The sequence below is a fragment of the Arcticibacter eurypsychrophilus genome (assembly GCF_001730525.1).
Taxonomy (GTDB): Bacteria; Bacteroidota; Bacteroidia; order Sphingobacteriales; family Sphingobacteriaceae; genus Arcticibacter; species Arcticibacter eurypsychrophilus.
Genome location: NZ_MDFN01000008.1, coordinates 26,234 through 44,243, shown reverse-complemented (window position 1 = coordinate 44,243; position 18,010 = coordinate 26,234). Strand labels below are relative to the sequence as shown.

The 18,010-nt window shown below is 39.3% G+C and carries 12 protein-coding genes; 10 read left to right on the top strand and 2 right to left on the bottom strand.

What is annotated here, in order from left to right; translation table 11 throughout:
• Positions 1-77: 77 nt before the first annotated feature.
• The gene (locus BFL47_RS20475) at positions 78-197 is read right to left on the bottom strand and encodes a type II toxin-antitoxin system HigB family toxin (protein ID WP_211480946.1); all 120 of its coding nucleotides are present in this window, start codon (positions 195-197) and stop codon (positions 78-80) included.
• Between the two features lie 402 nt (positions 198-599).
• Between BFL47_RS20475 and BFL47_RS05895 the strand changes: the two genes are divergently transcribed.
• The 10 genes from BFL47_RS05895 (at position 600) to BFL47_RS19740 (ending at position 16,973) form a co-directional block, all read left to right on the top strand.
• Positions 600-1,625 (top strand): acyltransferase, encoded by a 1,026-nt coding sequence (locus tag BFL47_RS05895; protein ID WP_083257034.1) that lies wholly within the window; start codon positions 600-602, stop codon positions 1,623-1,625.
• A 393-nt stretch (positions 1,626-2,018) separates the two neighbouring features.
• A complete protein-coding gene (locus tag BFL47_RS05890; protein ID WP_245681318.1) occupies positions 2,019-5,324 on the top strand; it encodes a SusC/RagA family TonB-linked outer membrane protein in 3,306 nt (1,101 codons plus the stop codon).
• Between the two features lie 20 nt (positions 5,325-5,344).
• Entirely contained in the window at positions 5,345-6,817 is a 1,473-nt protein-coding gene (locus BFL47_RS05885; protein WP_069658883.1) for a SusD/RagB family nutrient-binding outer membrane lipoprotein, read from the top strand.
• A 20-nt stretch (positions 6,818-6,837) separates the two neighbouring features.
• On the top strand, positions 6,838-9,387 hold the full coding sequence (locus BFL47_RS05880; RefSeq protein ID WP_069658882.1) for a phosphocholine-specific phospholipase C: 2,550 nt from the start codon (positions 6,838-6,840) through the stop codon (positions 9,385-9,387).
• Positions 9,388-9,464: 77 nt separating this feature from the next.
• Entirely contained in the window at positions 9,465-10,043 is a 579-nt protein-coding gene (locus BFL47_RS05875; protein ID WP_069658881.1) for an RNA polymerase sigma factor, read from the top strand.
• Positions 10,044-10,135: 92 nt separating this feature from the next.
• The gene (locus BFL47_RS05870; RefSeq protein WP_069658880.1) at positions 10,136-11,314 is read left to right on the top strand and encodes a FecR family protein; all 1,179 of its coding nucleotides are present in this window, start codon (positions 10,136-10,138) and stop codon (positions 11,312-11,314) included.
• A gap of 116 nt (positions 11,315-11,430) precedes the next feature.
• Positions 11,431-14,841, top strand: coding sequence for a TonB-dependent receptor (locus BFL47_RS05865; RefSeq protein WP_245681317.1), 3,411 nt, complete (start codon positions 11,431-11,433; stop codon positions 14,839-14,841).
• A gap of 23 nt (positions 14,842-14,864) precedes the next feature.
• Entirely contained in the window at positions 14,865-16,349 is a 1,485-nt protein-coding gene (locus BFL47_RS05860) for a RagB/SusD family nutrient uptake outer membrane protein (RefSeq protein ID WP_069658879.1), read from the top strand.
• Positions 16,350-16,618: 269 nt separating this feature from the next.
• Entirely contained in the window at positions 16,619-16,843 is a 225-nt protein-coding gene (locus BFL47_RS20470) for a glucuronyl esterase domain-containing protein (RefSeq protein ID WP_139125770.1), read from the top strand.
• Entirely contained in the window at positions 16,803-16,973 is a 171-nt protein-coding gene (locus BFL47_RS19740) for a hypothetical protein (RefSeq protein WP_170827279.1), read from the top strand. Before BFL47_RS20470 ends, BFL47_RS19740 begins: the two co-directional genes overlap by 41 nt.
• A 29-nt stretch (positions 16,974-17,002) precedes the next feature.
• On the opposite strand, the gene BFL47_RS05850 is transcribed toward BFL47_RS19740, so the two are convergent.
• Positions 17,003-17,848 carry a phosphatidylinositol-specific phospholipase C/glycerophosphodiester phosphodiesterase family protein gene (locus BFL47_RS05850; RefSeq protein ID WP_069658877.1) on the bottom strand — a complete coding sequence of 282 codons (846 nt, stop codon included), beginning with the start codon at positions 17,846-17,848 and terminating at the stop codon, positions 17,003-17,005.
• Between the last annotated feature and the right edge of the window lie 162 nt (positions 17,849-18,010).

Sequence of the window (18,010 nt, the reverse complement as noted above, 5' to 3'; positions counted from 1 at the left end):
TCTAGCTATCAGTATACCTAAAATCTTTAATTCATCCCCTTCGATCGTGCCATCGATGAATCAAATATCTCTTCCAGTCAATGAAGAGCATCGTGATAATCTTGCTCAATTTTATTTGCATTAATTTTATCATATTCAGCGTGAGTGCCCATAAATCTTATCGGAATTATTTTATACGTATAATTTATCTTGGCGATTAATCTTTAGTGATTTTCTTTATTATTGAATACCAAATGGTTATGTTCTTAAAAACTTGCACTTGGATACTCCCTTTTTACATCCATGGTATTTTTTAATTCTGCTTTATCTGCCTCTCTGTACTATGTTGAAAGCTGTTGCTTGCAATCTTTATGGCTTTCCCAAAATGTTTTAAGTGTACCCTTAGAAATAACCCTCATCTGTTATAGGTATAGTTAAAGTATCCCGAAATTGGAATTTGATTTTTTTTTTTAGGTTTTTCAAAAGGGTTTAAAAATTAAATTAACTAATGCTAAAATAGATTATAGCCAATCGTATTATTTTTTATCTTAGGCCTGACCTTAAATAAGCGAGCGCTTTGCTTATTCAAATAATTACTTTCAAGTTTTAGACTTTCAAAAATGAATGAAAAGATCAATAGGAGCAGAGTAGAATACTATGATATTTTAAAAGGACTTGCAATAGTTTCCGTTATCGCTATTCATACAATATCCTTTTCGATTACTAAAGGTGTAGAGGTTTCGTCCATAATAGTTTTCTGGCGAAATTTGATATGTTTCGCTGTTCCGCTTTTCGTTACAATTTCCGGCTTTTTCATAGCAAATAAATCATTTAGCTCCAAATCGAGTTATGTGGATTATTTAAAGAAACAGTTGCCACGAGTTCTCATTCCATACTTATTTTGGGCGCTTTTTTATAGCCTTTTTCTTTTCCTAAGGGGTATTCCTGTTATGTCTATCCTATATAAGTTGGTCACATTTCAGACAGCGGTTCCTTTTTATTTCATAGCATTAATTGTTCAGTTTTATATACTTGCTCCTTTTGTGCAAAAATTGGCTAATAAGAAAGGATTATTTGGAACAGCAGTGCTAAGTGTTCTGTTTTGCTTAATTATTTATTATATAAGGTACTCCTTAGGAATAAAGTTGCCAATCATCTTATACAGTGGAACTTTTTTCCCTTACCTTTTCTTTTTTGTTCTGGGTGTTTATTTTGGTAAAGGAAAAGTTATATGGAAAGGAAGATTATCAGCAATGATTTTTGTGTTCATATCACTTGCGCTTTTAACTTCGGATAGTATAATGGAATATAAAACATATAGGGACCTTAGCGCAGCGGCTAGCACAGTAAGAATCACTTCATTTATATACTCTTTTGCCGTGATTAGCTTTCTGTTTAATACTCAAAATGCCGGTTTTAAAAATACGGCTTTAAACTACATAGGAATTGTTTCATTTGGAATATATTTTACTCATATCTTTTTCCTAACGAGGCTAACAGGACTCCTTAAAATCTACCTTCCATCGCTAGGCATTTTTGCCTTTCAGGCTATAATGATTGTTTCAATACTTTTATTGTGTATCTTAATTTCCTGGTTAGCCAAACGAATAAATCGTAACATTGCTGTAAGGTATTTAGGCCTTTAGCTGAAGTCCCTCGAAATTTTTCTCAATTTTTGTCGTATCTCTTTAAGGCACACTTATTAAATGGAGCATTATTCCCTTTTGGTATTGGGTATTGTTGCTCAGTTCAAATTCCCTTGCAGCAGCGTGAAATTGATGGTTGAATGGACCTCATACGCTGTATGAAATGTCTTTATCAATTCGAATTAGCTTCTCTTTCCTCCTCGAACTTATCTTTGTACTGAGATAATAAATCTTTCATTTAAACTTAACAGTAACTTTTAATTGTGCTAACAAGGATTAATTATTCTTGCGTGATTTTATAAAGATCATCTACTACGTTTCAATATCAGATTAAGAGTTACACTACCTAAGAATAATTTTATGAGAGATTTTACCAGAAAAAAGCATTGTTTCATGTTTAAGAGGGCAATCATTCCTTTATTTCTATTTTTTGTGATAGAGGTAAGTGTTTCGGAAGCTATCGCTAAGCCATTATTAGAGAGCAATCCTTACCTCAAAGATGTTGCCATCACAGGTACGATTACTGACAAACAAGGGAAAACACTTCCTGGGGTTTCTATTCGGATAAAAAACGGAAGTGTAGGTACCACTACTGATATCAATGGTAAATTCAGTTTGCAGGTGGCCAACGGGAATGCAATATTGCAGGTTTCGTATATTGGCTTTAAAACCGAGGAGATAGCAATTAATGGACGTTCAAATATTACGATCGTATTAAGCGAAGAAGACAATCAGCTTAATGAAGTGGTTGTGACTGCGCTTGGGGTTTCCAGAGAGAGAAAATCTTTGGGATATGCAGCCCAGGAAATTAAAGGTGGCGAACTCGATAAAGCCCGCGAATCTAATTTTTCCAGTGGATTAGCCGGAAAAATTGCAGGAGTTACAGTAATGAATAGTCCATCTGGTGTAGGGGGATCTGCACGGGTTACCATTAGGGGTGATAAATCTTTAAACATCAATAACAATCAGCCTTTGTATGTGATCGATGGCATTCCAATCAGCAATGATAATTACGGATCTTCAGGGAGCAGTTATCAGGAAGTAGATTATGGAAATGGTGCTTCGCTAGTTAATCCGGATGATGTTGAATCCATAAATGTGCTGAAGGGTGCAAATGCTGCTGCTTTATACGGTTCAAGAGCTGCAAATGGGGTAATTTTAATTACTACTAAAAGCGGTAGGAGAAGTAAAGGAGCTGGAATAAGTGTGAATTCAGGGGTAACGTTTGAGCGACCATTGGTATTACCCGACTTTCAAAAGAAATATGGACAGGGCAATGATGGAGAATTTTCCTTTGTAGATGGTCTCGGCTCTGGCGTTAGGGATGGTGTGGATGAAAGTTGGGGCCCTGCTTTCAATGGTCAACTCATCGATCAGTTTGACTCACCCACTTCAAATGGTTATCGGGGTGGAGATATTTACCTGATTAATGACGGTTCATTGGGCTCTGCTGCAAATCTTGCTGCACGAGGTACCATAACCCCTACACCCTGGTTGAATAGTTTTGACTTGAATGACTTTTACGAAACGGGGATTACAACTAATAATAATGTTGCCGTTACTTCCTCAAACGATAAAGGTAATTTTAGATTTTCCTTTACCAATTTAGATCAAAAAGGTATAGTGCCTAATACCGATTTAAAGCGGAATACATTCGCATTCAACTCCGGCTATAATGTTACCTCTAAATTGAATGTAAAAGCCAGTGTGAACTATATTTTAAATGACAGTGATAACAGGCCGAACATCAGCTATGGGACTGAAAATATTATTTATCTCCTGAACAACTGGCTTGGACAACAAGTCAACATCAATTCTTTGAAAGATTACTGGATGCCGGGTATGGAGAATAGGCAACAGTTCAATTTTAATTATAACTACCATGATAATCCGTATTTCAATCTATATGAAAATACGAACTCACAAAAGGCACATCGTCTTATTGGAAATATAGCCGTAAAATACGATATCAACAACTGGCTAAATGTGCTCTTGCGGGGAGGCACAGATTATGGTAACGAATTACGGGAACGAAGAAGGGCCTATAGCACGCAACGTTTTCCTCAAGGTGCTTATAGAGAAGAACGGATCGAAAATATAGAGACGAATTTTGACTTCCTTATTAATGCAAACCGTTCAATCAGCAAAGATTTGAAGGTATCTCTTAATGCGGGAGGTAATGCAAGGATCAATAATACAGATCAAATTGCTACTTATACCTCTCAGCTACTGACACCCGGAATTTACAGCTTAAATAACTCAGCGATTCCATTGGTTACAGAGGTTTTTAGTCCGGAAAAAAGAGTCAACAGTTTATATGCTTTCGGACAGTTCTCGTTTAAAGATTTTTTATATCTGGATGTTACGGCCCGAAATGATTGGTCCAGTGCGCTTACGTTACCTGTAAACTCAGCCACTCTGGGCATCACCGATAACTCTTACTTTTACCCTTCAGCATCATTGAGTGGTTTGATAAGCGAAATGTTTAAAATGCCATCATGGGTCAGTTATGGAAAAGTACGGTTAAGTGCTGCACAGGTTGGTAATGATACCAGTCCTTATTCATTTACTCAAGCATATAACAAGCAGAATCCAATCGGAAGTAATCCTGTCTTCAGCACCTCTGGTGTGTTACGGAATTTTAATATCAAACCTGAAATCAGTACTTCATTAGAAGGAGGATTAGAGTGGAAGTTTGCGAATAATCGTTTAGGCTTTGATGTTACTTATTACCATGTGACTACTAAAAATCAAATCCTGAATAATGTTCCGATCTCCATTACAAGTGGTTTCAGTACCCAGATTCTGAATGCGGGAAAGATCAGTAATTCAGGTATTGAAGTTTCTTTAAATGCCACACCAATCAAACAAAGCTTTAATTGGGATATCATTGTAAACTTTTCTGCCAACAGAAGCAAGGTGCTCAAGTTAACGGACGAAATTTCCATCTATCAAATGGCGAGCAAGGAAGCCATTTCAATAGATGCCCGTGTGGGTAACCGGATGGGAGATATGTATGGCGAAGTTTATCAACGGGTTACAGATCAAACAAGTCCTTATTATAATCAGATCATCAATAATGATACCGGGCGTCCTTTATCTACAGGTACGGCACAGCGGCTGGGTAATTATAATCCGGATTGGCTCGCAGGGATAAGGAATTCGTTTTCATACAAAGGAGTTAATCTGAGCTTTTTGTTTGATGTACGTGAGGGTGGTAAAGTGTATTCGCTCACTCAGGTTGTGGGAAGGGAAGCCGGACAGTTGGTTGAAACACTTCAAGGGCGTGCGAATGGATATGATTTAACTTTAGAAGGAAACGGTGTGATTAGTCCGGGGGTGATCCAAAATGCAGATGGTTCATACCGACCCAATGATGTAAAGCTTTCTGCCCGTGCATGGAACTCCGCCTTTACAAATGGACGATCTATTGCTGAGCCAGTGATCTATGACGCCTCTTTTATTAAACTTCGCGAATTAAGTGTGGGCTATGTAATTCCATCTAAGTTCTTGCAGAGGTATAAGATCAGCAATATGGCCTTATCCCTGGTAGGAAGAAATTTATGGGTACATTCTAAAGTTCCGCACATAGATCCTGAGCAAATCGCATTGGATGGAGGAACGTATGTTCCGGGAGTTGAATCAGCTTCAATTCCTACTACGCGTTCATTGGGACTCAATCTGAATTTTAATTTCTAAACTGATTTAACGAGCTAAAGATGAAATATTCTAAACTATTGCTTTCTTATATCCTGCTAAACGGCTTGGTGTTATTAGCCGGATGTACCAAGGATTTCGCTGATATAAATGATGATAAGAACGCCATTACGATCATTACGCCGGACCTGTTGCTTCCTTCGGTGATTCGCTCCTCTGTAAATGCCACGATGGGTGAGGCCTGGGGCGTGGGTACGCTAGTCGTTCAACAAACAGCAAAATATCAGTTTGTAGACGACGACCGCTATATTTGGGGAAATAGGGATAATATCTGGAATTCTTTTTATACGAATTTAAGGGATATTAAAAAATTATCGGAACTGGCAGCATCTTCCTCTCAGCCTGCTTACGAAGGAATTGCTTTAATCCTGAAATCGTGGATGTTTTCCACTATCACCGATACCTATGGAGATGCGCCTTACAGTGAAGCGACTGCTGGCGATCAGAATATCCTGAAGCCTAAATATGACAAACAGGAAGAGATTTATACGGGTATCTTAAAAGATCTTGAAACGGCTAACACCATTCTTTCTACCTCTGCATCTTCAGTTGGAGGAGATCTGATCTACCAGGGCGATATCTTGAAATGGAGAAAGTTAGCCAATAGTCTGCGCGTCAGGAATCTCATGCGGATTTCGGCGAAAGTAGATGTAAAAGTAAAGCTACAGGCGATTTTAGATAATCCGACAGTCAACCCATTGTTTGAAAATAACGCAGATGATGGGGACTACTCTTATTACGCAGAGGCTCCAAATCAGTTTCCGAACTACACGAATAGAATTGGTGGATTTGATGAATTCCGCTTAAGTAAAACTTTTAGTGATGTCTTGCAGGCATTTGGCGATCCGCGACTAGCTATTTTCGCGAGACCTACCTCTGCGTCTGTAACGGCAGGCGCTCCTGTATATGTGGGAATGCCAAACGGATTAAGTGATACTGAGGCATTGAAATATAACGGAGGTTCAAATAACATCAGTAGAATTGGAAGTTTTTATTATGAAAATTCGATTACTTCGGCAGGGCTTCTTGTAGCAAAAGGATATATTATGGCTTATCCGGAGTTGCAGTTCCTTCTTGCAGAGGCAAGGCTAAAGAATCTGATCACGACGACTACTACAGCTCAAACCTATTATGAGCATGGTGTTTCAGGTGCTTTCACCTATTTGAATTCAACTATGCCAAGTGATTATTTAACTCGTAATGGGGTGATATATGATAGTTCAAACGCTTTGAAACAAATTATTACACAAAAGTGGATTTCCCTGTTCTATACTGGATTGGAAAATTGGTTTGAATGGAGACGCACCGGATTTCCTGTACTTGCAGCAGGTCCTGATAATCAGAACGGTGGCAGAATACCTGTGCGCTACAAGTATCCGTTAAATGAGCAGTCACAAAACCCTGTAAATTTAAATGAAGCCATCACAAGGCAAGGTCCAGACGATATTAATACCAAAGTTTGGTGGGATAAATAATAATATTTATTTTCAGATACATGAATGAGAGCAGAAGAGTATTTATAAAAAAGGCGGGTTTACTGACGGGTGCAGCAGGATTATTTAGCATCATGCCAGCATCTATACAGCAGGCTCTTGCTATTGATGCCGCAGCGGGAAGTACGTATATGGACGCGGAACATGTGGTTTTTTTGATGCAGGAGAATCGTTCTTTTGATCATTGTTTCGGTACTTTAAACGGTGTCCGCGGTTTTAATGATCCCAGGGCAATTCATTTGGCTAACAATAATCCGGTTTGGTTACAAACCAATGCTTCGAGAGAGACTTATGCTCCGTTCCGATTAAATCTTAAAGACACTAAATCGACCTGGATGAGCTCACTTCCCCATTCGTGGGAAAATCAAGTGGATGCTTTAAATGGTGGGAAGATGGATAAATGGCTGGAAAGTAAAAAATCAGGTAATAAAGAGTTTGCTAATATGCCTTTAACCATGGGGTATTACAACCGAACCGATATTCCTTTTTATTATGCGTTAGCAGATGCGTTTACAGTTTGCGATCAGCATTTTTGTTCCGCTTTGACCGGTACGAGTCCTAATCGCTTATTTTTCTGGACAGGCACATTGCGGGCAGAACAGGATGAAAATTCCAAAGCGCATATATGGAATGATGAAATTGATCATAAAGATATTCATTGGACTACCTTTCCTGAGCGGTTGGAAGACTTAGGGATTTCATGGAAGGCCTACCAAAATGAGTTAAGTATTCCTGTTGGTTTTCAGGGAGAGGAAGAAGACTGGTTAGCTAATTTCACTGATAATGACCTGGAATTTTTCTCTCAGTTTAATGTTCGCTTGCATGTAAAACATCTTGATTTTCTGACGAATAGATCTCTTGCGATTCAAAAGGAGGTTATAGAATTAAGGGATCAATTAAAAGTAGCTCCTGGCGATGGTAATTTGCTAAAGATACTCCAAGAGAAAGAACAGCTATTAAAATCGACTCAGGATGATATGGAGAAATGGAATAAACAGCGTTTTGAACAACTGTCGGAAAGGGACAAAAGTATTCATCGCAAAGCGTTTGTAACCAATAGTGAGGATCCTGATTATCATCAGCTGGTAGAGATGGATTACATGGATGATGATGTAACCCGAAAAATGAAAGTACCTAAAGGAGATGTTTTGCATCAGTTTAGACAAGATGTTGATGCTGGACAGCTGCCGGCAGTTTCCTGGTTAGTACCGTCGTCCCATTTTTCAGATCATCCAGGATCTCCATGGTATGGTGCCTGGTATATTTCAGAGGTGATGGATATACTGACTAAGAATCCGGAGACGTGGAAGAAAACTATTTTCATTATTACTTATGATGAGAATGATGGCTACTTTGATCATGTACCTCCTTTTCTACCTCCACATAGCGCAAGACCAGATACGGGTAAAGTTTCAAACGGAATTGATACTCGGGTAGAGCATGTCAGTCTGGAACAAGAAAAGCAGCGGGGATTTGAAGACCAGCGTGAAAGTCCTATAGGACTTGGATTTAGGGTGCCCATGTTAGTCGTTTCACCCTGGACGAAAGGGGGATGGGTAAATTCCCAGGTATTTGACCATACTTCTAATCTGCAATTTTTAGAACATTGGTTATCTAAAAAGACAGGAAAGAAGTTGAATCAACCGGAGATAAGCGATTGGCGACGTGTAGTTTGCGGAGACTTAACTTCTGTATTCAGGCCTTCACCGGATAAGGCTGTTAAAAATCCTGCACCAGTAGAGAAGGATGTTTTTATTCAAAGTATCCATAAAGCGCAATTTAAGGCATTGCCCTCAGGTTATACGGTTTTGAGGGAGCAAGATATTGAACATGTAAAAACGAATCCATTAGCAAATACAGTAGTTCCTGCTCAAGAAAAGGGAATAAAACTTTCCAATTCTATTCCTTATCAAGTTTATGCTGACGGTTATTATGATGCAAAGCAGCAGGGATTTGTTTTGAATCTTAAATCGAAAACAGAGGTTTTTGGAAAGCAAACAGCAGGATCGCCATTTAATTTATATTTTCCGGGAAAGACATCTTCTAAAGATGTTAATGGGTTGCTAAAATGGGAAAACATGCGACTTCGGTCATATGCTGTTCAAGCTCAGGGAGAAATTAGTGATTTAATTGCCTTGAATACCTTTGAAAATAAAATATATCACCTTCGGGTGTATGGTCCTAATGGGTTTTATAGGGAATTTAAAGGTGACCATTCAGATCCATCTGTAAAGGTCTTATTCGAGTATCAACGGAATAGGTTATACAAGAATAAGTTAACTGGAAATGTGGAGTTAACCCTAATTAATGAGCGGCCAGAGCAGTTAAAGGAGATTATGGTAACTGATTTGGCATACGGCGGCGCCACCAAAACAATTAAGGTGTCTGGGGAATCTGGTGTTGTTGTTTTGGATTTAAGTAAGAGCTACAGCTGGTATGACTTTAGTATAAAAGTAAAAGGTCATGACCAATATGAACAAAGGTTTGCGGGAAGAGTGGAAACTGGCATAAGTAGTTTCAGTGATCCATTTATGGGTAGGGTAATAGGTTAAACGGTACAGAGAAATATAGCTGGATTTATCTGAATATTAGCACTCTCATCATTATATTTGTATATAACCAATGACAGATGCCCTTTTTAAGTTCTATTTCCGATTCAGAACTAGTTGTGCTGTTAAAGCAGGATAGTAAGGAAGCGTATACAGAAATTTATGACCGTTATCATGGTATTCTCTACGCCTTTGCTTATAAGAAGCTGAATGACAGGGAAGAAGCGAAGGATCTTATTCATGAGCTATTCCTGTTACTTTGGGAACGCAGAAGCTTTCTGGACGTCAAGCTAGGACTGTCCGCTTATTTATTTACAGCAGTTCGGAATAGGGTTTTAAATTTAATTAAACATAAGAAAATTTCGTCTGCATATGTGGAATCCTTCCAGCAGTATATGGATAACAATCTATTTGCAGCAGATGAGCTTTTGCAGCAAAAGGAGCTAACTGCTTTTATAGAAAAAGAAATTCAAGCACTACCTTATAAGATGAGGCAGGTGTTTGAGTTAAGCCGGAAAGACCACTATTCGCGGGGGGAAATAGCTCAGGAATTAAACCTTTCTGAGGAAACGGTTAAAAGCCACATGCATCATGCTATAAAGATTCTGAGGGCTAAATTAGGCTCGATGTTTTTCCTGATCTTTCTAATCTATCCCTAAACTTTTTTTCTGATAAAAAAAACTATTTTCTTTTAACCCTTTATGCTGGGTTCGGTGTCTTGTATATATTAAGAATAATAATCCCCAAGGGTATGCAAGATCAAGATGCTAAAACACTCCTTTCTAAATTTCAAGCGGGTACTTGTACTGATGAAGAAATAACCATTATTGAAAACTGGATCATGTTTAGTCATGTGACTGAATTTGATTTGAGCGATAAGGAAATAGCAGCGGATCTGGCTAAAATAAGAAGGGGGCTTCCCTTAAAAGATAAGAACAAGGAGATTAAATTATGGCCTGAAGAAAGTAAGAAGGTAACTAAACTGTGGCCACGAGTAGCAGTAGCTGCTGCTGTATTGCTTGTTATTTCTGTAGGCTTGTTGTTCTACACGAATAACAATAATACCGTTCATCAGCAGAAATTAGTAAAGGTTGTTAATAAGTCTAAAGATGTGATTGTGCCAGGGAGCAATAAAGCCTTTATTACATTGGCAGATGGATCTAAAATATCATTGACAGATGCTTCAAGTGGTAAAATTGCCAAAGAGAATGGGGTGCAGATTACCAAGACTGCAGATGGAAAGTTGATCTATACCCTTTTGGAGACTGAGTATCCTCCCAAGGCATTAGCCTATAATACGATTACAACTCCCCGTGGAGGCCAGTATCAGATTGTGTTGCCTGATGGTACACATGTATGGCTCAATGCGGCAACTTCATTGAAATACCCGACTTCTTTTATTGGTAAGGAACGGAAAGTGGAGCTGAACGGTGAAGCGTATTTCGAAGTGACATCTAACAAGACTATGCCTTTTAAGGTGCAGAACCGGAATCAGGAAGTGGAAGTTTTGGGAACGCATTTCAACGTCAATAGCTATGCGGATGAAAATGAAACTAAAACTACTCTTTTGGAAGGTAGCATCAGGGTGTTACAAAACAGTACACAGCTTACACGGGTTTTGATTCCCGGTCAGCAATCCGTTATTAAAGGAAATGCTTCGGTGCTCGTTCAGGATGGGGATCTGGAGGAAACTATGGCATGGAAGAATGAAAAGTTTGTCTTTAATGACCAAAGTTTAGTGGTAATCATGAGACAAATATCCCGATGGTATGATGTGGATGTGGAGTATTCAGGGAATAAATATGTGAACAAAGCTTTCGGAGGCTCTATTTCCCGTTTTAAAAGTATAAATCAAGTCTTGGAAATTCTCGAATTAACCGGATCTGTTCGTTTTAAAGTAGAAGGAAGGAGGGTGATTGTGATGAATTAACTCTTACCTATAGAATACTAAAATGAACCAGGAGTAATTGGACCTACTCCCGGTTCTAGTTTAAGTTTTCAATCGTAAATTTTGCGCCTACAATGAACCATAAACTAACCAAATGTATGAAATTTTATGCTCAAAAACTGTTCCTGTATAATGATGCCAGTGGCAGTAAATTTGGAATACTAACCCATTCAAATTTTAATAATAGTAATGATTGCTTTAAATTTATAAGAAGTAAGGCATTACTGAATAAAGGACTAATCATGCGGATAAACCTGACGTTTATAATATTGTTCATTGGCCTCATGCAGGTTAGTGCAAATAGTGTTGCGCAAAGGGTTTCCTATGTGAAAAGGGATGCAACGCTTAAACAGGTACTGAAACAAATTGAAACGCAAACAGAGTTTGATGTTTTTTATGATGTGGACGAACTCAAAAGATCTAAACCTGTTGATGTCCGCTTTATCAATGAACATCTTCAGAAAGTGCTTGAATATTGCTTCGCTAACCAGCCTTTAAGTTATATTATCAAGAACCAGACAATCATCGTTAAGCCCCTGGAATATACTTCTGTAATAGACAAGAAAGCTATTGTTATCACTGGAACGATCAGGGATGAAAAGAATATTCCACTTCCCGGTGTTAGTATTAGGGTGAAAGGGACATCGACGGGGATTGTTTCTAACCTGAATGGAGGATATAGTATCTCAGTGCCTGATCAGAATGCTGTGCTTGTCTTTACTTATATCGGCTTTGAAACTCAGGGATTTGCTGTAAACGGACGAACAGTAATCAACGTAAAGATGATTGAAGCGGCAAAGTTTCTGGAGGCTGTAGTGGTTACTGGTTATGGCACACAGCGTAAAAGTGATTTAACGGGATCTGTTGCCTCCATTGATGCCAGGCAAATCAATGAAATTCCGGTAACGAGTATTGAGAAAGCGATTCAGGGGAGAGTTGCCGGAGTGCAGGTCCAGCAGGCTTCCGGACAGCCTGGAGGGGGTATCAGCATGCGGATTCGTGGTGTTTCGTCCATTGCCGGCGGAAATGAACCTTTATACGTAATCGATGGGCTTCCTCAATTTAACGATGATGTGCGAGGTGCAAATGGTCTGGCCACAATCAATCCTTCGGATATTCAATCCATCGAAATATTAAAAGATGCATCGGCTACTGCCATATATGGTTCCCGTGGGGCAAATGGGGTCGTAATGATTACTACTAAATCGGGTAGAATAGGAAAAGCAGTGGTTTCTTTTGAAAGTTCTTTCGGACAGCAGCAAGTGACTAACCGGATTGAGATGATGAATAGTGCGGAATATGTGGATTATGTAAACCGATTTTATACCAACTCCAATTTGCCTGTCCCTGCTTCAATAGTAAATTTTATTCCTACAGTAAGTACAGATTGGCAGGATGAAGTTTTTACCACAGCGCCGGTGACTAACAATAGTCTGAGTATTTCCGGTGGAACAGATAAAAACCGGTATTATGTTTCCGGTGGATACATCAGTCAGGATGGAGTAGTAATCAATACGGGCTATAAACGGGGTTCTATGCGCCTGAATATGGATAGTAAAATAAGTGACCGAGTGAGTGTATTAAGTCGCATCACGGTGTCCAGAGCGATGCAGAAAGGCTTTTCTCCTTCTTTAGGGAATGCAGCAAGAAATTTTGGCAAGTCGGGCATAGGTTCTACACTTCTTGCTTCGCCTACAGTGCCTGTTAAAAATGAAGATGGTTCTTATTCCAATATTACTCCTTTTAGCTTTAATGGGATCGATGCAGAAAATCCTGTCGCTTTGGCTAAAGAGGTGATGGATCAGAATATGACTACACGTGTGCAGGGAGGGTTGGATATTAAGGCAGTATTTTTTAAAGGGCTGACTAATAATACCAGGTTATCGGCTGACTATTATGATATCCGCAGGGATCTTTATTTCCCAAAAATCCTGCCTCGGTTAGGGAACAATGTTGGTGCTGCAGAGTTGGGACGTTATGATAAGACCTCTGCTTTAGCGGAAGATTTCCTGGAGTATAAATATGACTTTTCTAAAAAGACAAATCTGGAGGCCACTGCTGGAGTATCTATTCAGCAAGAGCGTTATAACCTGATTGACCTCTCTGCTACAGGTTTCGCAAGCGATGTGCTTAAGAATTATAATTTCAATTCGGCCAGTACGATTAGCAAGCCAATTACGGATGTGATTGAAAATACGATCATCTCCTCATTTGCCAGGTTGCGTCTTAACTTATCAGATAAATACCTGTTCTCTGCCAGTATCAGGCGTGACGGGGCTTCTGTATTTGCAGCAAATAATAAGTATGGGGTCTTCCCTTCTGTATCAGCTGCATGGCGCCTATCTGAAGAGCCCTTTTTGAAAAATAAGGAATGGGTATCAAACTTTAAACTTAGGGTCAGTTGGGGTGAGGCAGGTAATCCTGCTATTAGTCCTTACCAATCGCTATCTCTAGGCCGGACGGTTAATACCGGTCAGGGAGCAGGTACAGGTCTTGCCGTAGGCCTTTCTCCTACTTTTCCTAATCCTAATTTAAAATGGGAAACTACGGCTCAGGCGAATGTTGGTTTGGATGCAGGGTTCTTAAATGAAAAGTTCAGGTTGACGTTTGACTATTATCTAAAAGAAACTAAAGATTTACTGGCATTTGTTCAGATTGCACCAAGTGCAGGGGTTAATCAGATTATTGACAATGTGGGTGAGGTCGAGAATAAAGGTTGGGAGTTATCTCTAGGCACAAATGTGGTGAATACGAAGGATTGGACCTTTTCGCTGGACTTCAACCTATCCCAGAATAAAAATAAGGTCACTAAGACTAAAGACAACCAGGATCTTTCTGCTTCAATAGGGGGAGATGATAAGTCTGGTAGTATCAGTATTATCCGTGTCGGGGAACCTCTATCCGTATTTTATGGACCTAAATTTATCGGGCTTGATCCCGATGGACTCCCCCTGCACGAGAATTTAAATGGAGATAAGAACGCAGATGGAACGGATATGATCAATGCGCTTGATAATCAGATTCTGGGAAGTCCATACCCCAATTTATACTATGGTGTTAACTCGCTTTTGAAATACAAACGGTTAACATTCAGCATGGTTTGGGCAGGGGTGAGCGGCTCATTAATCAATAACGTTAATCTTTCAAACCTCAGTTCGGTAGGGGTTGCAAATCAATATAATAAGGCTAAGGTGATCAATGAGTTGTTTCCTTTTCCTAGTGAAAGGGTAAGTACGGCCAACAGGGTATCTTCTAGATTTATGGAAAGTGGTGATTTTTTCAGGATGCGAAATATCCGGTTGGATTATATGATCAATACAGCTAAACTGGGCTCCGTAAAGAGTATAAATATCTATGTAAGTGGCCAGAATCAAATCACATTTACGAAGTATTCCGGCTTTGATCCTGAGGTAAATTCATTCAATGGAAATGACCGTAGGCAAGGGGTCGATTTAGGTGCATACCCAACAGCCAAAGTGTGGACACTAGGGTTGAGTGCAAATTTTTAACTGATCGCATTAACAATACGACGATGAAAAAAAATATATATGTACGGATCCTCTTTTTAGTGCTGATCATAATCAGTACAAGCGGATGTGAAAAACTATTGGAAGAGAATCCTAAAGCGACTATCAGTCTGGGGGAACTGAATCCGATCCTGTTGGAACAAACCATTATTGGGGTATATGAACCACTCACACGGGCACGGGGAAGGTTATGGGAGTCGAGATTAGGTTTATATCTTGAACTGATGAGCGATTATGCAGATGGAGGTGCCAGTCAGAAGAATGCCAGTGATTATACCAATTTATTAAGCAGCCCGAATAGTGTTGGCGATAGCTGGATTACCATTTATGAAGCTGTGGGAAAGGCTAACTTGCTGATCAGCAATCTGGATGCCAACACCACACTGGATGAAGGGATCAAAAGCAGAGCTTATGGAGAAGCTTATTTTATACGGGCATTGTGTTATTATAACATTGTGCGGGTTTGGGGAAGAGCACCATTGCGATTGGCTCCAATAGTTAATTCAAACGATGTGGCATTGACGCTATCGGATGAGGTGGATATTTATGATGCAGTCATTAAGGATCTTAAGGTTGCCGAAACAAATCTACCTGCAACTATTCCTTCTGCACAGGCAGGAAGGGCAACATCGGGTGCCGCTAAAGTTATGTTGGCAGATGTGTATCTCACCAGGAAAGATTATACCAACGCAAGGGATAAGGCCAAGGAAGTAATTGATAATAAAGCTTTATACGGTTACGAACTGGAGCCTTCTTTAGCAACTGTTTATTCTCCTGTTTTGGCCACTAACAAAGAGGATGTATTTTCTTTGAAGTTCTCTCAGTTTGTAAATGGTGGAAGTTTTTGGGCTTCTTATTGGGCCGATTCAAAAGCTAAGGCTGCAGGATATTCGGTGAGTGGTAACAAGTTTGGTGGTATTATCTCAAAAGCTCCTTTAATTGCAGGATGGGATGACAATGATTTGCGCAAACAGTTCAGTTTATACAAGACTTATATTATTAACGGTGTGGTCAACAATGCCGAAGTAGATGCTAACAATTATGATTTGCGGATGGGTAAATATAAAGACCCCAATGCGCCTGCAGACACTGGTAACGGGAACGACTTCTACTTTTACCGCTATGTGGATGCACTACTGATTTTTGCTGAAGCAGAAAATAAATTAAGCGGTCCGGCTAATGCTTATGATGCTATAAATCAGGTAAGGAGACGTGCCTATGGGGTTAGTTTTACTTCCCCAAGTTCGGTTGCTGACCTTCAGGCAGGTTTAACGCAAATTCAATTTGATGACTTAGTGATGCGGGAAAGAGGATATGAATTTATAGGAGAGTGTAAACGCTGGTTTGATATGGTTCGTACAGATCGGGTAACCCAGTTTGTTGGCGAGGTGCGTGCTGTAATAACCACTCCAGCCAGGAAGCCTATTCCAACGAAGTTTGTATTTGGGATTCCGGATGTGGAGTTGCAGAATAATCCATTGGCGAGATAGTTTGAAAAAGATTGTAATGACTGGGAAGTTTAGTTATAATAGAAGATGAATACAGACCCCACTCCCATCAATAAATTGACTTCTGGCCTGCAGAATTACTGATCGATAGTGGGTATGCTATTGCGGCGTTCAACGTAAAAGAGCTGGCTCCGGATCAAATAGACACATATATAAATGGTGTTTTGTGATTGTTATCCGGAGCAGCTAGCCGCAAATAACGGAATGCGGGTGCTGCATTGGCAAGAAGACAATTCAGAGAACGAATCAAAATGATCAATACCGAGTTCCCTTATTGGTTTAGTCCTAGTTATAAAAAGTTCAATGATCATGAAGCTTTGTTGCCTGTTGACCAGCATATGCTAATCGCGTTGATTGCACCAAGACCTGTTTATGCTACAAATGCCTCCAATGATTTTTGGGCGGACCCTAAAGAAACTTACTTATCCTTACGGAATGTTAGAACAGGCATATACTTTATATGGCATCAAATCTAACCGTGTTGGGTTCGAAGTACACGTTCCTAAAGGCTCAAAACGTTCTTTTACAGTCTTGTTAATTCCTGAAAATGGTACTGCAGTTAAGGGGATAGAAAGTTTGCAACTAAAGGATTGGCCTTCCAGGTGATTTAGAGTGATCAATGCTAAGCTATTTACCTATTTATTAATCTCCGTTTTAGCATAACTAATTTGCTGTGTTAACAAGAAATCGCGTAATTCAACTAACTGATCTGTATTAATTAAATCTACGCCACAAGCTATTAAAGCTGCCCATACTTTTGTGTTTTCTGGGGATGCCCATAACCGTACTTTTTTGGCGTTTTGATGTGCATAAGATACGTGTTTAATTAATTTTTCTTTTTCTGCCAATGGTATTTCACCAATTCCCTGCCAATTGATAAGATGGGCGTATTTACAACTTGCAGTTTGATAAACGTCGGAAGACTCAATAGACTGCTCAATCTTTAACAGGTCTTCATCTATAAATGCCAGGCGGCTAGTTTGTTCTTTCATTAGCTTATGGGGTTTACGCCCTGTAATGATTACGGTAACTTGTCTAAATGTCGTCTTGCCATTATCATAACTCGAAAGTATGGATGCATATTTATGGAGCAGTTGTTCTAGTTTGAAATAGGTTTCATTGGCCTCCGATTTAATATCAATCATCAGTGTGATGGGTGAAACAAGGTTTCGTATTTCCTTATTAGTCCCCTGAGTGATTTTTAGCAAAGGCTTAAAATACAACTGTTCCAAGGTTTTCTTTTTTTTAAAGAAGGGTAGAATATGGGTAACAACCAGCTTGTTGTTTCGCAAATAAATATCGGCTTCTACATAAGAGTATCCATTTTCCAGTGCATCGTACAAGGGCCTTTGATGCCAGTAATCGTTGTGAGCAAAACCCTGAGTAAATAAAACGGTTTGAGATTGGCAGTTGAACACTAAACAAACCAGCAGAAGGGATAAGATTATTTTCAGGTGCTTTTGACTTATTGCTACTTGCATCTTGCGTTTTATTTTGTTCTGCAAGTTACAAGTGCAATATATACAAGGTGTTAACCAGGAGTAATCAATATGGACGAATAGCACTGAACAAATTAATTCTGAGTCTTAATCAAGACTTTAAACAAAAAAACAGGCTATATTTTGGATAGCCTGTTTTTAAAA

What these genes read in the sequence shown, in the direction of transcription:
- BFL47_RS05860 (WP_069658879.1), top strand. Translation starts at nt 14,865, where the DNA reads ATGAAAAAAAATATATATGTACGGATCCTCTTTTTAGTGCTGATCATA.
- BFL47_RS05850 (WP_069658877.1), bottom strand. Translation starts at nt 17,848, where the DNA reads ATGCAAGTAGCAATAAGTCAAAAGCACCTGAAAATAATCTTATCCCTT.
- BFL47_RS05890 (WP_245681318.1), top strand. Translation starts at nt 2,019, where the DNA reads ATGTTTAAGAGGGCAATCATTCCTTTATTTCTATTTTTTGTGATAGAG.
- BFL47_RS05880 (WP_069658882.1), top strand. Translation starts at nt 6,838, where the DNA reads ATGAATGAGAGCAGAAGAGTATTTATAAAAAAGGCGGGTTTACTGACG.
- BFL47_RS20470 (WP_139125770.1), top strand. Translation starts at nt 16,619, where the DNA reads ATGATCAATACCGAGTTCCCTTATTGGTTTAGTCCTAGTTATAAAAAG.
- BFL47_RS05895 (WP_083257034.1), top strand. Translation starts at nt 600, where the DNA reads ATGAATGAAAAGATCAATAGGAGCAGAGTAGAATACTATGATATTTTA.
- BFL47_RS05885 (WP_069658883.1), top strand. Translation starts at nt 5,345, where the DNA reads ATGAAATATTCTAAACTATTGCTTTCTTATATCCTGCTAAACGGCTTG.
- BFL47_RS19740 (WP_170827279.1), top strand. Translation starts at nt 16,803, where the DNA reads ATGTTAGAACAGGCATATACTTTATATGGCATCAAATCTAACCGTGTT.
- BFL47_RS05870 (WP_069658880.1), top strand. Translation starts at nt 10,136, where the DNA reads ATGCAAGATCAAGATGCTAAAACACTCCTTTCTAAATTTCAAGCGGGT.
- BFL47_RS05865 (WP_245681317.1), top strand. Translation starts at nt 11,431, where the DNA reads ATGAAATTTTATGCTCAAAAACTGTTCCTGTATAATGATGCCAGTGGC.
- BFL47_RS05875 (WP_069658881.1), top strand. Translation starts at nt 9,465, where the DNA reads ATGCCCTTTTTAAGTTCTATTTCCGATTCAGAACTAGTTGTGCTGTTA.